The organism is Tessaracoccus palaemonis (genome assembly GCF_019316905.1).
Taxonomy (GTDB): Bacteria; Actinomycetota; Actinomycetes; order Propionibacteriales; family Propionibacteriaceae; genus Arachnia; species Arachnia palaemonis.
Genome location: NZ_CP079216.1, coordinates 88,690 through 103,338 on the forward strand (window position 1 = coordinate 88,690; position 14,649 = coordinate 103,338).

At 69.1% G+C, this 14,649-nt stretch carries 12 protein-coding genes; 8 read left to right on the top strand and 4 right to left on the bottom strand.

Annotation, left to right across the window (positions count from 1 at the left end; translation table 11 throughout):
- The first annotated feature begins 24 nt into the window (after positions 1–24).
- Both KDB89_RS00395 and KDB89_RS00400 read left to right on the top strand, forming a co-directional pair.
- Positions 25–2,676 carry an MMPL family transporter gene (locus KDB89_RS00395; protein ID WP_219082413.1) on the top strand — a complete coding sequence of 884 codons (2,652 nt, stop codon included), beginning with the start codon at positions 25–27 and terminating at the stop codon, positions 2,674–2,676.
- Entirely contained in the window at positions 2,673–5,087 is a 2,415-nt protein-coding gene (locus KDB89_RS00400; protein ID WP_219082415.1) for a YhgE/Pip domain-containing protein, read from the top strand. The genes KDB89_RS00395 and KDB89_RS00400 overlap by 4 nt, the downstream gene beginning before the upstream one ends.
- Here KDB89_RS00400 and KDB89_RS00405 read toward each other — a convergent pair.
- A complete protein-coding gene (locus KDB89_RS00405; protein ID WP_219082417.1) occupies positions 5,056–5,328 on the bottom strand; it encodes a hypothetical protein in 273 nt (90 codons plus the stop codon). The two genes, KDB89_RS00400 and KDB89_RS00405, sit on opposite strands and share 32 nt — an antisense overlap.
- Positions 5,286–5,417, bottom strand: a complete 132-nt coding sequence (locus KDB89_RS14530; protein ID WP_255556041.1) for a hypothetical protein — start codon at positions 5,415–5,417, stop codon at positions 5,286–5,288. The genes KDB89_RS00405 and KDB89_RS14530 overlap by 43 nt, the downstream gene beginning before the upstream one ends.
- Before the next feature lie 104 nt (positions 5,418–5,521).
- Between KDB89_RS14530 and KDB89_RS00410 the strand changes: the two genes are divergently transcribed.
- The 6 genes from KDB89_RS00410 to glpK all read left to right on the top strand — a co-directional run bounded on the left by KDB89_RS00410 (position 5,522) and on the right by glpK (position 11,721).
- Complete coding sequence (locus KDB89_RS00410) at positions 5,522–6,337, top strand: hypothetical protein (RefSeq protein ID WP_219082418.1); 816 nt, start codon at positions 5,522–5,524, stop codon at positions 6,335–6,337.
- Positions 6,334–6,819: a hypothetical protein gene (locus KDB89_RS00415; protein WP_219082421.1), complete on the top strand. Its 486-nt coding sequence runs from the start codon at positions 6,334–6,336 to the stop codon at positions 6,817–6,819. Before KDB89_RS00410 ends, KDB89_RS00415 begins: the two co-directional genes overlap by 4 nt.
- Positions 6,820–6,832: 13 nt before the next feature.
- Positions 6,833–7,774, top strand: a complete 942-nt coding sequence (locus KDB89_RS00420; protein ID WP_219082423.1) for a hypothetical protein — start codon at positions 6,833–6,835, stop codon at positions 7,772–7,774.
- Positions 7,775–7,789: 15 nt separating this feature from the next.
- Positions 7,790–8,995, top strand: coding sequence for a hypothetical protein (locus tag KDB89_RS00425; protein WP_219082424.1), 1,206 nt, complete (start codon positions 7,790–7,792; stop codon positions 8,993–8,995).
- A 383-nt stretch (positions 8,996–9,378) separates the two neighbouring features.
- Positions 9,379–10,143 carry an MIP/aquaporin family protein gene (locus KDB89_RS00430; RefSeq protein ID WP_219082426.1) on the top strand — a complete coding sequence of 255 codons (765 nt, stop codon included), beginning with the start codon at positions 9,379–9,381 and terminating at the stop codon, positions 10,141–10,143.
- 54 nt (positions 10,144–10,197) lie between these two features.
- A complete protein-coding gene (glpK, locus tag KDB89_RS00435) occupies positions 10,198–11,721 on the top strand; it encodes a glycerol kinase GlpK (RefSeq protein WP_219082428.1) in 1,524 nt (507 codons plus the stop codon).
- Positions 11,722–11,790: 69 nt separating this feature from the next.
- Here glpK and KDB89_RS00440 read toward each other — a convergent pair whose 3' ends face one another.
- Together KDB89_RS00440 and KDB89_RS00445 are read right to left on the bottom strand one after the other, a co-directional pair.
- Positions 11,791–13,944 carry a YhgE/Pip domain-containing protein gene (locus KDB89_RS00440; protein ID WP_219082431.1) on the bottom strand — a complete coding sequence of 718 codons (2,154 nt, stop codon included), beginning with the start codon at positions 13,942–13,944 and terminating at the stop codon, positions 11,791–11,793.
- A complete protein-coding gene (locus tag KDB89_RS00445; protein ID WP_219082432.1) occupies positions 13,937–14,596 on the bottom strand; it encodes an ATP-binding cassette domain-containing protein in 660 nt (219 codons plus the stop codon). Before KDB89_RS00445 ends, KDB89_RS00440 begins: the two co-directional genes overlap by 8 nt.
- Positions 14,597–14,649: the final 53 nt, after the last annotated feature.

Sequence of the window (14,649 nt, forward strand, 5' to 3'; positions counted from 1 at the left end):
CCACTCAACAGGATTGGTTGACACATGTCAGCTTGGCTCTATGCCGTCGGGCGCTGGTGCTTCCGGCGTCGTCTCACCGTCATCGCGATCTGGGTCGCCCTGCTGGCCGGCCTGGGTGGCGCGGCCCTCGTGGGTCACGGCTCGTTCAACAATGCGTTCGAGATCCCTTCGTCCAGCTCGCAGGAGGCCCTCGACCGCCTCTCGATGACCTTCCCGTCCGCCGCCGCGCTGTCGGCGATGGCCGTCATCGAGCTGCCCGAGGGCGACAGCGTCGACGACTACAAGGCCGAGATCGAGGACGCCGTCAAGGAGTTCGAGGCGCTCGACGAGGTCGACACCGGCACCTCCCCCTGGAACGAGTACGTCACCGGGCTGATCTCCGACGACGAGCGCGCCGCGATCATCCAGCTCGCGCTCACCTTCGAGGAAACTCCGACCGAGGCTGACCTGGAGCCCATCACTCATGTCGCCGACGACCTGGCAGACGCGCTCCCCGAGGGCAGCATCGTCAGCATGGGCGGCGAGGCCTACAACATCGAGCTGCCCGCGCTGAGCATCATCGAGGGGCTCGGCCTGCTTGTCGCCCTCGTTGTCCTGACCATCGTGCTCGGCTCACTCGTCGCCGCCGGCCTGCCGCTGGTCACCGCGATCATCGGCGTGGGCGTCTCGATGGCCCTGCTCTTCCTGTTGACCGGCATCTTCGACATCAACTCCACGACCCCGCTGCTGTCGATCATGCTCGGCCTGGCGGTCGGCATCGACTACGCCCTGTTCATCCTGTCGCGCCACCGGGACCAGCTGGCGGCGGGGATCGAGCCGGAGGAGTCCGCCGGCCGCGCCGTCGGAACCTCGGGGTCGGCTGTGGTGTTCGCCGGCCTGACGGTGTTCATCGCCCTGCTCGGCCTGAGCGTCGCCAACATCCCGTTCCTGACCGTGATGGGTATCTTCGCCGCCCTGACCGTCGCGTTCTCCGTCGCGATCGCGCTCACGCTGCTGCCCGCGCTGATGGGCCTGCTCGGCGCGCGCATGACGCCCAAGGCGCGCAAGCCGAGGAAGGCGAAGAAGAAGGAGGGGTTCGGCTTCGCCTGGTGGGTGAGGACGGTCACGACCCATCCGATCGTGACGATGGTCATCGTCGTCACCGCCCTCGGCGCCCTGACCGTCCCCACGCTCGGGCTGCAGGTCTCGCTCCCCAACGCGGGCCAGCAGACGGCGGGCACCCCCGCCCGCGTGGCATTCGACCTGCTCGAGGAGAACTTCGGACCCGGCATCAACGGTCCGCTGATCGTCACAGCCGACATCATCGGCAGCACCGACCCGCTCGGGGTGATGGCCGGCCTGAAGGAGGACATCGAGGCGATGGACGGCGTCGCGTCCGTGCCGATGTCCACGCCGAACCAGAATGCCGACACCGGCCTGGTCCAGGTCGTCCCGACCACCGGCCCCACCGACCCCGCCACGGCCGATCTCGTCCGCGCCCTCGCTGATCGTGCAGACGAGTGGGAGGCCGAGTACGGCGTCGCCACCAACGTCACCGGCCTGACCGCGGTGCAGATCGACATCAGCGAGAAACTGACGGCGGCCCTCCTGCCGTTCGGCGTACTCGTCGTCGGCCTCTCCCTGATCCTGCTCGCCGCCGTCTTCCGTTCGGTGTGGGTGCCGGTCAAGGCGACGCTGGGCTACCTCCTCAGCGTCGGCGCCGCGTTCGGCGCCACCGCCCTGGTGTTCAACTACGGCGTCGGCAAGGAACTGATCAACCTCGAGAAACCGATGCCGGTCATCTCGTTCCTCCCGATCCTCCTGATGGGCATCCTCTTCGGCCTTGCGATGGACTACGAGGTGTTCCTCGTCAGCCGCATGCGCGAGGAGTACGTGCACGGCAAGTCCGCGATCGAGGCCATCCGCAGCGGCTTCGTCGCCTCTGGACCGGTCGTCGCCGCCGCCGCGATCATCATGTTCTCCGTCTTCGCGTTCTTCGTGCCCGAGGGCATGGGCGCCATCAAGGCGATCGCGTTCGCGCTTGCCGTCGGCGTCGCCGTAGACGCGTTCCTCGTCCGCATGACTCTCGTGCCGGCCGTCATGGCGCTGCTGGGCGACAAGGCCTGGTGGCTGCCGAAGTGGCTCGATCGCATCCTCCCGACGTTCGACGTGGAGGGCGAGGTGCTCAGCACCGAGATGAGGCTCAAGGACTGGCCCGGCGACGACTCCCTGGTGTTCGCCGACGACCTCGCCGTAGAGGGTGTCGTCGGCCCCATCAGCCTTCGGCTCGTGCCGGGCAACGTCGTCGGCCTCGTGGGCCCGGTGAGCGCCCGGACCGGCGCCGCGCTGGCGCTCAGCGGGAGGCTCGAGACCACCTCCGGCAGGGCCCGCGTCGTCGGCGCGCTGCTCCCCGAGGGGGCCAGCCGGGTCCACCGTCGCGTCAACTACGTCGACCTGGCCCTGGTCGAGGACCGCCCCGGAGTGCTGCACAAGATCGGCGCCGGCTCCGTCGTGTTCATCGACTCGGTCGAGCTCTCCACCGACCCCGACACCCACGCGGCGTTGGAGGATCTCATCGAACGTGTCCGTCCCTCCGGGGTGGTGGTGCTCTGCGCCGCCGCCGAGGAGCAACTCAGCAACCTGCCGGTCGACGGGGTCTACCCTGCGCCGACCGCTCTCGAGGGGAGCCTCGCATGAAGTCCATCAAGCTGCCGGCGCTGATCGCGCTGATCCTGGTGCCGTTGCTCGCGGTCGCCGCGCTGATCGGCCTGACCACGCGCGACGACGAGGCCATCAGCGCCGCCGTCGTCAACCTCGACGAGGCCGTCACGATCGACGGTCAGATGGTGCCGATGGGGCGCCAGCTGGCTGCGGCGATGGTCGATCGCGATGGCGACAACGTCTCCTGGACGCTGGCCGATGCGCCCAGCGCCGCCGCGGGGTTGAAGACCGGTCGGTTCTCCGCCGTCGTGACGATCCCGAAGACGTTCTCGGCGGCCGCCACGTCGTTCTCCGAGAACGACGCCGACGCCGCCGAGCAGGCCACCATCAAGGTGCAGGTCTCGGACAACTCCCCGGTCACCGACTCGCAGGTCGCCCAGCAGGTCGCCCGCCTGGCGGTCGACACCATCAACTCGACGCTCACCGAGAGCTACCTCGACGGCATCTACGTCGGTTTCAACACCGTCGGCGACCAGTTCGTCACCATCGTCGACGGCGTGAACCAGCTGCACGACGGCTCCTCCCAGCTCGCCGACGGCACCGAGCAGGCCACGCAGGGCGCGGCCCAGCTCGCCTCCGGCCTCGGGCTGCTGCGCGACAACTCGCAGCAGTTGATCGACGGCGGCGCCGAGCTCGCCTCGGGCGCCGACGACCTCGCCGACGGAGCCTCCCAGCTGGCCGACGGCGCCTCCCAGCTTGCCGACGGCGTGGGGGAGCTCTCCGAGCAGGCCCCGCAGCTCGTCGACGGCGTGGGCCAGCTTGCCGACGGAGCCGACCAGCTCCTCGGCCAGATCCCCGACTACGCCGACGGCGCCGCGCAGGCCATCGGAGGCGTGAGTTCCATCAGCGACGGACTCACCCAGGTCATCGACGGCCTCGACTCGGCCGGCTCGACCGACACCAGCCAGCTGGACCAGCTGGTCGCGGGCGCGGAAGGGCTCAGCGACGGGATCCAGCAGGTGGACGACGCCATGAGCGGCCTGGCACAGCCCAACGCACCGCTGCCCAGCGGCGTCGAGTCCGGCGTCTCGCAGCAGGTGCTCGCGGCGATGGGCATGAGCAGTGGTTTCGACTGCGCCACCTTCGGCATCGATCAGGCGAACTGCGCCCAGGCGACTGCGGCCTTCAACGCCGCGCTCTCGGCCGGAATCCAGGGCGGCTTCAAGGCGGGCACGACCGCCGCGTCGACGGCCCTGAACACCGAGGACCCCTCGACTGGTCAGTCGCTCGTCAGCGGCGCCTCCCAGCTGGCGGCGGGCGTCGACCAGCTCGCCACCGAGCTGCCCAAGCAGACCGCGGAACAGCTCGGCGCCCTCAAGACGGGGCTGACGCAGATCCGCGACGGCGCCGATCAGCTCTCTGAGCAGGCCCAGCCCATCGTCGACAACGCGTCGGCGATCGGCGACGGCGCCACCCAGCTGCTCGACGGCATCAACCAGCTGGACTCGCAGATCGGGCAGCTCCCCGATGGCATCGAGCAGCTCGCAGACGGCACGAACCAGCTCGCAGACGGCACGACCCAGCTCGCCGACGGAGCATCCCAGCTCGCCGACGGCGTCGGGGCCTACACCTCCGGCGTCACGCAGTATGCGGAGGGCGTGGTGCAGGCGGCCGACGGGGCCGACGAGTTCGCGGCCGGCATGGTGGATCTGAGCGACGGGGTGAGCCAGCTCGATGAGGGCATCGCCACGTTCGCGTCCGAGATGGCAAAGGGCGCCGATCAGCTGCCCAGCTACTCGCAGAGCGACCGCGAGGCGCTCAAGACGGTCGTCGCGGCCCCCGTGCAGCAGTCCGACTCGCTGATCTCGTCGTCGCAGATCCCGATGATCTCCCTGCTGCTCGCCTGCGCCCTGTGGCTGGGCGCGCTCGCCAGCTTCGTCGCCATCCGCCCCATCCCGCGCGACGTGGTCACGTCCCGCGCCTCCAGCCTGCTGCTGTGGGCCCGGATGATCTGGCTGCCGGTCGTGGTGGTGGCCGGCCAGGGCGTCGTGATGGGCATCATCGGCGGGGCCGTGCTCAACACGAGCATCGGCACGACGGTCGGCCTGGCGGCGCTGCTCGCGGTCGCGGGCGTCTCCTTCGTGTTCGCCAACCATGCGCTGGCGTCGTGGTTCGGCAATGTCGGTCGCGCGATCTCGGTGATCCTGCTCGCTGTGACCGTGGCGCTCGGTCTGTCGTCGGCCACCGGGTGGCTCAGCCCGCTCGGCACCATCTCGCCTCTGCACAACGCGTTCGTGCTCGTGCGCACGTGGTTGGCGGGTGGTTCCGGCGAGGTGGGTCTCGCCGCCGTCGCGGTCCTGATGGCTGCGATCGGTGCGGTGCTCTCGATCATGTCGATCACCGCCCGTCGTCGCCTCACCGCGGAGAAGTTCCGCAAGGCAGCCTGACGGCCAGCTCGCGGATACGGGCGGCGACCGTCTCCGGTTCGTGGAGGAAGTGGAGGTGGGCGCCGGCGATCCGGGCCTGCGGCCAGCCCTCGGCGAGCGCGAACTCGAGCTGCGCGACGTAGGTGGCGCCGAAGGCGAGGTAGGCGTTGGGCCCCGTGACCCAGTCCGTCGGCGGCGCGATTCGGTAGTCGAAGTAGCTCAGTGGTAGGCGGGGGCAGGCGGCGCGACGTCGACATCGCACCCCTGCGCCCGCAGCGCCGCCGCCAACGGTTGGTAGACCCTGGCCGGAAGCAGAGGGGTCGGGAGGATGACGACTCTGGAGGCATCCATGGGGCGAGCCTAGAAGCTCTGGTGGAACAACCCGCGGAGGATGTCACGGTGGCGCCGGCTCTGGCATAGTCTCGAGACCAGCGCAGGACCAACCGGGGGAGCCCATGACGAATCGCCTCTTCGACGACGACGTGCCGCAGGCGCCGCCGGCGGACGTCGGGGTCGAGATGCGCGTGGCCGAGACGCTCGACATGCCGGAGGCGCCCGAGTACGGCGCCCCGGGCGAGCAGTCCGCTCACGTCCCCAGCTTCACCGATGCGGACAGGGTCCTGCGTGTCTGGATCGACGACGGGGCTCTCGTGCGCGTGCAGGTCTCCCCGTCCTGGGCACACAAGCTGAAGGGGCGCGACACCCTCGAGCGGCACTTCCGGCAGGCCTTCGCGCTCGCCGCCGTCGACCTGGCGATTCCCGACGAGCCGCTCGAGGCGCCCCCCGACCGGGCCGCCGATCCGCTGGCCGGACTGCCCGACGACGTCCTGGCGGAGTTCGAGAGGATCCCACCCCTCAACAAGCGCACCATCTCATCGTTCACCGCACTGTTCCGTGACCTGGACGCGCGACTCGAGGCGGCCATCGCGCGGGCCGACTCCGTGCCTCAACCCACCACACAACGCGTCAGCGCGAGGTCCAAGGGGGCAACGGTCACGCTCGACGAGGCGGGTCGACCCTTCGAGGTGGCGTTCGAGCCTCGCTGGCTCGACGGCGCCGACGCGGGTGCGATCGGCGCGAACGTCCTGCGAGCGGCCGGGCGGGCACGACTGCGCTACCTGCCGCCGGCCGAGGTCGACCGCACCGAACTCGACGAGCTGACCGCCGAGCAGGACCTTCTCAATCGGGCATATCTCGCCGCCCTCCTGCCGCATCGGGCTTTCCGCGCCACCCCGGGCTCCGCCCGGAGCGCGGACGAGGCGGACCGGTGAGGGGCTGGCGGGCGGCGGCCCTGGCGCTGGCGGGGGCCGTCGCGCTGACGACGGGCTGCACGCCCACCCCCGAGCCGTCCGGCCCGACGACGGCCGCATCGTCGACCCCCTCAGCGACGCGGACCAACGACGCCGGCACGCTCGGCGAGGACGCGTACCCCGAGCAGGTCGACAGCTTCACGTTCCACTGGGAGGGTGGCGCGCCGATGTACGAGCGCGTCGGGGACGACGTCGACCGCATCAACGTGCAGGACATGGGGCGCTCGGCCGAGGACTTCGCGGTCAACCGCACTCTCCTCGGCTTCGACGCGGCCGAGGAGACTGCGCCGGGCATCTTCTGCCAGACGCAGGACGGCCTGGCCAGCTGCGTCACCGAGTCTGATTCGCTGCGCCTGTGGATCTTCACAGATCTGGTCGGCACGCTGGGTATCGACGACCTGGCCGCCTGGACCGCTACATTCCTAGAGGCCACCCCCGGATGATTCAGGAGCAGAGATGAGCAGCCTCGGACTCACCGCATCGCGCATCAGCGACGCAGTAAGGAAGGCATCGCTGGAGTTGGGCGGTGTGGATCTCGGCCTCGGGAGAGTCTCGGTGGTTCGCTCCAGGGCCGACTCGCTACGTGCGGCGGTCGAGGCCGCCATCGCCAAGGACGATGCAGAGGCCAACGACTTCTGGGTAGAGCTGAACGCCCTGTTCGAGCACGGTTTCCAGTACTGGTCGAAGAAGCAGGAGTTCGAGGCCGCCGCCGCGAGCCGCAAACGCATGGTCCGTGGGCTTCTCGACCAGATCGACGGCGTCCTGGCGGCGGCCATCGCCAGGGGCGGCACGGCCGCCGCGGAGTTGGAGCGTGCGGCTCAGGAATGGAACTCGGCGGCCGCCCGGATCGACCAGGCCGCGACAGCGGTGGACGGCGTCAGCACCATCCCCGGGTGGGGCGGGGCGGCATCCGGCACCTACCGCCTCGCCGCGGAGGTGCAGGTCGGCGCGGCGCGTGAGCTCGGCGGCGTGACGGGGTCGGTGGCTGGCGCCCTGCAGCACCTGAGTAACTTCAACACCGCCTTGTTCGCGAAGATGTCGCAGGAGCTGGGCGACGCAACCCACCGCGTCCGACAGCTCCCCACGGTCTGTTCTCCCGGCCGTTACTACCAGCGGACCTCCGGCGCCATCGGCGTCGTGCAGGCCACCCTCACGGGTGTGTCGAGCGCCGCGCGAGGCGAACCGGTCGCGGCTGCCGGACGGGAGCTCGACAGCAGGTTGCACCAGTCCCTCGCGGCACCGGAGCTGCTCAACGAGGGCGACTGGCCCACCGGCACCGCCCAGGCGGACGTGCCGGCCACCGACACCAACACCATCCCGATGCCGGATGAGAACGAGGCGCCCGACACCGGCGACCTGGAGAACAAGAGTGGCGCGGTCCCCGGGTTGGACCGCTGAGCGAAGGAGCGACTGATGACCGAAGCCGATAAGGCCTGGGAGGCCGTAGCGCGCCGCGTCGCCGAGGGAAGGTTCAGCGGCCTGCGCTCCGACAGCGACGATCTCCTGCACGACGAGGACCTCCGTGAGGCGCTCATCAACCCCAAAACGCAGCCGGGCGGCAAGGGAAGGCAGGGCGGCCAGGCCGGCGCGCTGCCGCCCATGATGGCGGGTGGATCCGGCGGCGGGAACGCCACCGCGGCGGCTGCCGGACCGGTCGCGACGGGCGGCTCCGCGGCTGCGGGAGGTGCCGGCGGCGTCGGTGCGGTGGGAGCCGCTGGTGCGACGGGTGCAGCCAGCACGGCGCTGGGCTCCGGGTCGTCCTCGGCGCTGGGCGCCGGTTCGACGGCGGGCTCCACGTTCGGTGTCGGCGGCGGATCCGGCGTCGGCACGGGACTCGGCTCTGGGGTCGGACTGGGGTCGGGCGCTGGTCTCGGCGCAGGCGTGGGGGCCGGTGCCGGGCTCGCGGGACAGCCGCTGGCTTCCGGGGTCGATGGGGCCGATGGCGTCCCGGGCGCCGGATCGGGGTCGGGCTCTGCCGGGTCGGGATCTGACTGGCCGTGGCAGGACGGTGGCGGCTCGGGCGGATCTGAACAGGGCGGATCGGGGTCAAACGGAACCGGCGGCTCGGACGGGAGCGGCTGGACCTGGCCAGGCAGCGGCGTCGGTGTCGGCACCGACCCAGGTGGTTCCTCCTCCGGTGGTTCCTCCTCCGGCGGTTCGTCGTCCGGTGGTTCGTCGTCGAGTGGTTCGACCTCGGGCGGCGCGTCGTCGGGTGGTTCGACCTCCGGCGGATGGTCGTCGGGTGGTTCGTCCTCGGGCGGATCGTCGGGCTACTCCGGACCGACGTCTGGTGGTTCGTCATCGACGGTTCTTGCGTCGGGAGCAGCTTCCGGATCAGGCAGCTATCAGGTCAGCACGGATGGGCTGCGCAGCGCGGCCGACACCTGGTACGCGGCCAGCGCCGAGGTCAGGGAGTCGGCATCGGTGCGGCTTCCGTCGAGCTTCGGGCTCGTGGGGGACTTCGGCACGGGGGAGACCTCCGCCGTGTCAACGGACTGGTCTGCGACAGCCTCGGGTGAGTACGCCTCGATCGGGGACAAGCTGCTGAGATCAGCTGGTTCCTACTCCGACGCCGAGGCCGATAACGCGGCCATCTCCAGGCGAATCATCGGCTCCTGAACCGCGCTCGCCCGGGCGGGTATAGCGTCTGGTGGTGTGTGGGTCTTTCGGGCCGATGAGTCGGCCTGACAAGGCGTTACGAGGGTCGAATCTCATAGCCCGACGGCCGGAAAATGTAACTCCACGGCCGGTAGGCGGGCTTTCGGGTGTCCGAAAGTAGCGGGTATGGCACATTAGTACACGTCCGCGTCCAGAGTAAATCCAATCCGCCATTTCTGATCCGAAGTGCACCCCCTGGGGCACCCCCTGCACGATCGTGCATGAGAGTTGCAACGACGTGCAGGCCCGCGCTTTGCTGGTGAACAAGGCGCCGCTCGGGCGCCCCAAACTGTGCGCGTCGCTCGACGCAAACCTGACACAGCTGTCAGAAATGGAGCTTCACAATGACGTTGGGAACCATCTTCCTCAGCGAGCTGGTCGGTACGGCCATGCTGATCCTGCTTGGTGCTGGCGTGGTCGCCAATACCGCCCTCAACAAGTCCAAGGGCCAGAACACCGGCTTCCTGTTCGTGAACTTCGGCTGGGGCTTCGCGGTGTTCTGCGGTGTTCTCGTGTCGGCCCGCTCGGGCGGCCACCTGAACCCGGCAGTGACCATCGGCGTCGCGTCCTCCGGTGCCGCTGAGTTCGTCCCCGGCATCCCGGTCAACTTCGCCTCGATCTGCACCTACATCGGTGCCCAGATGATCGGCGCGATCCTCGGCGCGTTCCTCGCCTACCTCGCCTACAAGAAGCAGTTCGACGCCACCGAGGACGGCCCCACCAAGCTGGGTGTCTTCTCGACCGCTCCCGAGGTGCGCAGCACCGGCTGGAACATCGTCACTGAGGCCATCGGCACCTTCGTCCTGGTCTTCGTCGTGCTCGCCTTCGGCCGTTGGAACGGAGCCGAGACCGCCGGCAGCCTCGGTGCGCTCGGCGCCCTGGCCGTCGCCTTCCTGGTGTTCGTGATCGGCACCGGCCTCGGCGGCCCCACCGGTTACGCCATCAACCCCGCCCGTGACCTCGGCCCCCGCATCGCGCACGCTCTGATCCCGATGAAGAACAAGGGCAGCAACGACTGGGGCTACTCCTGGATCCCCGTCGTCGGCCCGATCATCGGCGGCGTCCTGGCCGGTCTGCTCTCCACCCCGCTGCTGGGTGCGATCGGCTGATCAGCCCGTTCCGACAACATCAATCACCAACAACACACAAGGAAGTGCTGATTAATGGCTGAGAAGAAGTACGTTCTGGCGGTCGATCAGGGAACCACGAGCTCCCGCGCCATCATCTTCGATCACAAGGGCACCATTGTCGCGACGGGTCAGAAGGAGCACGAGCAGATCTTCCCGCGCGCCGGCTGGGTCGAGCACAACCCGATCGAGGTCTGGGACAACGTCCGCGCGGTCGTCGGCGAGGCTCTCGCCAACGGCTCGATGAACAAGCACGAGATCCACGCGGTCGGCATCACCAACCAGCGCGAGACCACCGTCGTCTGGGACAAGAACACCGGTGAGCCCGTCTACAACGCCATCGTCTGGCAGGACACCCGCACCGGCAAGATCGTCGAGGAGCTCGGCGGCGAGGTCGGCCAGGACAAGTACAAGGACCGCGTCGGTCTGCCTCTGGCGACCTACTTCTGTGGCCCCAAGGTCAAGTGGATCCTCGACAACGTCGAGGGCGCCCGCGAGCGCGCCGAGGCCGGCGACCTCATCATGGGCACCATGGACACCTGGGTCCTGTGGAACATGACCGGTGGTGTCAACGGCGGCGTCCACGTCACCGACGTGACCAACGCCTCCCGCACCATGCTCATGGACCTCAAGACCCTCGACTGGGATCCCGAGATCGCCGCGGACATGACCATCCCGATGTCGATGCTGCCGGAGATCCGCAGCTCGGCGGAGACCTACGGCGTCGGCCGTGAGCAGGGCCTCCTCGCGGGTGTCCCGATCGCCGGCATCCTGGGCGACCAGCAGGCCGCGACCTTCGGTCAGGCCTGCTTCGAGCCCGGCATGGCGAAGAACACCTACGGCACCGGCAACTTCATGCTGATGAACACCGGCACGGACATCGTCCCGTCGAAGAACGGCCTCCTGACCACCGTCTGCTACAAGATCGGCGACCAGGCTCCCATCTACGCCCTCGAGGGTTCGATCGCCGTCACCGGATCGCTGGTCCAGTGGCTGCGCGACAACCTGCGCATGTTCGACTCCGCTCCCGAGGTCGAGACCCTGGCCGCCACGGTCGAGGACAACGGCGGCGCGTACTTCGTGCCCGCGTTCTCCGGCCTGTTCGCCCCGTACTGGCGTGCAGACGCCCGCGGCGCGATCGTCGGCCTGACCCGTTACGTCAACCGTGGCCACATCGCCCGCGCCGTCCTGGAGGCCACCGCCTACCAGAGCCGTGAGGTGCTGGACGCGATGGAGGCCGACTCGGGCGTCAAGCTGGCCGAACTCAAGGTCGACGGCGGCATGACCGCCAACGAGACCCTGATGCAGTTCCAGGCCGACCAGCTGGGTGTGGACGTCGTCCGCCCGGTCGTCGCCGAGACCACCGCGCTGGGCGCCGCGTACGCGGCCGGCATCGCGACCGGCTTCTGGGGCGGCGAGCAGGACGTCATCGACAACTGGGCCGAGGCCAAGCGCTGGAGCCCGACGATGGAGGAGGGCGAGCGCGCCCGCCTCTACCGCCAGTGGAAGAAGGCGGTCACCCGCACCTTCGACTGGGTCGACGAGGACAGCAACGAGTGATTCCACTCACGTAACCACAGCGAGGGGGCCCCGGCAGTTGCCGGGGCCCCCTCGTCGTGTGCGCTCCTGTCAGTCGAAGGGCGGGTGCAGATCCGTCATGGAGAACCGACGGCGACGGTGCACCACCAGCATCAGCAGGCCGATGCACGAGCCGAAGAGCACGAGCAGCAGCGCGATGTCGCGCAGGAACTTCGTCATCAGGCCACCGGAGATGGCGATGCGGAACGCGTCGATGGTGTAGGTCATCGGCATGAAGTGTCCGATGGTCGAGAACAGCGGCGGCAGGAGTTCCGGGGGATAGGTGCCGCCGGCCGACGACAGCTGCAGGATCAGCAGGACCAGCATCACGGCGGTCGCGACGAGGCCGAAGGACGTTCTCATCAGGTGCGCGACGGCGGAGAAGGCCAGCGCGACGAGCGTGACGAGCAGGATCGTCAACCAGGGGTGGATGGGGTCGAGACCCAGCCCGATCCAGGCGACCGCGAGCATGATCCAGCTGGCCACCACCGACAACGCACCGAGGGTCAGCCAGGCGGTCACCCCCACGCGGAGGTTGCTGCCGCGGCTGGCCAGGATGCGGCCCGTGATGGGGCGGACGAGGAAGAACGCGGAGATGCCCATCACCCACAGCGCGATGGAGAAGAACATCGGCGCCAGGCCGCGGCCGTAGTAGGTGGCGGGGTTGTCGACCGTCATGCTGACGTCCACGGGGGCCGACAGCACGCTGACGGCGTCGGTCTCCTCGTCGTCGGTCAGAACCGGGATCTGCTTGACCCCGGAACTGAGCCCGGTCGCCAGGGTTTCGGCGCCGTCGGCCAGCTGCGCGATGCCGTCGTCGAGCGAGGTCGCGCCGTCGCTCAGCGTGTGGAGGCCGTCGGTCAGGGTGTCGGTGCCCGTGGCGAGTTTCTGCGCGCCGGCGTCGAGGTCGCCCAGACCGCTGTTCAGGGTCTTGGCCCCGGAGTAGGCCTGGGAGGCGCCGTCGGACAGGTCTGAGGCGCCGTCGGCAACCTGCTGCGCACCGTCGTTGAGCTGGTCGATCTTGCTCTGGGCTTCGGATGCCTTGGCCGACAGGTCGCCGGCGTTGTCGAGTGCCTTGTCGGCGTCGTTGACGGCGTCCGCGATGGTCGTCGCGTGGTCGGCGGCCGTGTCGGCGCGATTGGCGAGAGTGTCCGCGAGCCTCTGGAGTTCCTTGTAGTTGGCGTCGGAAGAGAGGCCGGGATTGTCGGCGCCGAGCTGGTCGACGGCGTCGCTGATGTCGCCAGAGACGTCGGCGATGCTGGACGACCCCGTCGCGACGGTGTTGCTCAGATCTGCCGCGGCATCGGCCGCACCGGTCACGGCATCCTGGATGTCGGGCAGTCGGTCGGCGGCCAGGGTCAGGACGGGGTCGAGCGTGTCGGCGAGCGTCTGGGTCCCGTCTGCCACCTGCTTCGACCCGTCGGCGAGACGGCTGGCGCCGTCGTTGAGGTCCCCCAGGCCGCTCGTGAGCGTGGATGCGCCGTCTGAGGCGGTGGAGGCGCCGGTCGCGAGTTGGGCCGCGCCGGTATTGAGCTTGTCGGCACCGGTGACGGCGTCCTTGGCGCCGTCGGCCAGCTTCGTACTGCCGTCGTGCGCCGTCGCGAGCCCGTCGTCGAGCTGCTGTGCCCCGTCGGCGGCCTCGACGAGCGACTCCCGGATCGTCGCAAGGTTGGCGAAGACAGCCTCGAAGTAGCTCTTCACGGCGGTCTCGTCGATGGCCTTCGCGATGGAGGTCTGGGCCGAGTTGGTGATGGTGCCGATGACGAAGCCGTTGGCGTCGTTGCGGCGCAGCATGATCTGGGCCCGCTGCGGGTTGTCGCTGTCGCCGCTTGTCAGGTCCACGGAGAAGCTCTTGGGCACCGTGATGACCAGGTAGTAGTCTCCCCGGGCGAGGCCGTCGGCCGCCTCCTGCTCGGTGGTGTCGGTGAACTTGAAGGTCCCCGCGTCGTGCAGCGAGTCGACGAAGTCCTGGCCCGCGTGGATGTCCTTGCCGTTGAAGGTGGTGGGCTCGTCGTGGTTCACGATCGCGACAGGGACGTTGTCGAGCCTGCCGTAGGGGTCCCAGTTCCCGGCCAGGTAGATGCAGCCGTAGAGCATCGGGATGAGCAGGATGAAGGCCAGGGCGAGACGCGGCAGCGGGCCGCGGAAGCGCTTGATCTCGAAGCGGGCCAGCGTGAGCGGGTTGTTGCGGTCCAGGTCAGGCATGATGCGCCTCCATCTCGATGGTCATGGCCTCGGGGGGAATCGTCGTCCGCTCGGTGGTTGCGGCGATCACGGTGATCCCCTCCGCGGCGAGGGCGAGCAGGCCGTTCCACAGCTGCTCCTGGTCGGCCAGCGTCGCGCCGTGGTCGAAGTCGTCGAGGACCACGATCTTCGGCGGCTGGATGGTTGCGAAGGCAATGGCCGCGCGGGTCTGGTCCGCTGGGGTGAGCTGGCGGTACAGCGTCGTGAGCTGTGCCTTGAGGCCGAGCACGCCTGCGGTGTGGAGGTAGTTCGCGAGCCTCGCCCTGGCCGGGCAGGCGTCGGCGAGCCCACGCTCGGTGATGCAGTCCTCGATCGACAGGGACCCCTCGGGAACGACCAGCTCGTCGATCCTGGCGACCGACGTGAGTCGTCGGATCCGACCCGGGTGGGCGATCCCGTCGACCCCGTCGACTTTCAGTTCTCCCCGGACACCTCGCATGCGGCCCGTCAGCGCCAGTAGGAGTGACGACTTGCCGGAGTCGGGATCGCCGACGACGGCCACGACGGCTCCCGCCGGGATGTGGATGTCGATCGGCCTGAAGACCTCGCCGGCCGGCGTATGCACCGTCAGAGAGGTGGCCGTGAGCAGGGGCTCGCCATGTGTTCCAGTCACAAGCCGAGCATACTCATAAATGAGTGTACTCAGAAATGAGCTAGACTGCCGAC

Excerpts from the sequence above, each read along its gene's own strand:
- KDB89_RS00395 (WP_219082413.1), top strand. The coding sequence starts at position 25 with ATGTCAGCTTGGCTCTATGCCGTCGGGCGCTGGTGCTTCCGGCGTCGT.
- KDB89_RS00400 (WP_219082415.1), top strand. The coding sequence starts at position 2,673 with ATGAAGTCCATCAAGCTGCCGGCGCTGATCGCGCTGATCCTGGTGCCG.
- KDB89_RS14530 (WP_255556041.1), bottom strand. The coding sequence starts at position 5,417 with ATGGATGCCTCCAGAGTCGTCATCCTCCCGACCCCTCTGCTTCCGGCC.
- KDB89_RS00410 (WP_219082418.1), top strand. The coding sequence starts at position 5,522 with ATGACGAATCGCCTCTTCGACGACGACGTGCCGCAGGCGCCGCCGGCG.
- KDB89_RS00420 (WP_219082423.1), top strand. The coding sequence starts at position 6,833 with ATGAGCAGCCTCGGACTCACCGCATCGCGCATCAGCGACGCAGTAAGG.
- KDB89_RS00425 (WP_219082424.1), top strand. The coding sequence starts at position 7,790 with ATGACCGAAGCCGATAAGGCCTGGGAGGCCGTAGCGCGCCGCGTCGCC.
- KDB89_RS00430 (WP_219082426.1), top strand. The coding sequence starts at position 9,379 with ATGACGTTGGGAACCATCTTCCTCAGCGAGCTGGTCGGTACGGCCATG.
- glpK (WP_219082428.1), top strand. The coding sequence starts at position 10,198 with ATGGCTGAGAAGAAGTACGTTCTGGCGGTCGATCAGGGAACCACGAGC.
- KDB89_RS00440 (WP_219082431.1), bottom strand. The coding sequence starts at position 13,944 with ATGCCTGACCTGGACCGCAACAACCCGCTCACGCTGGCCCGCTTCGAG.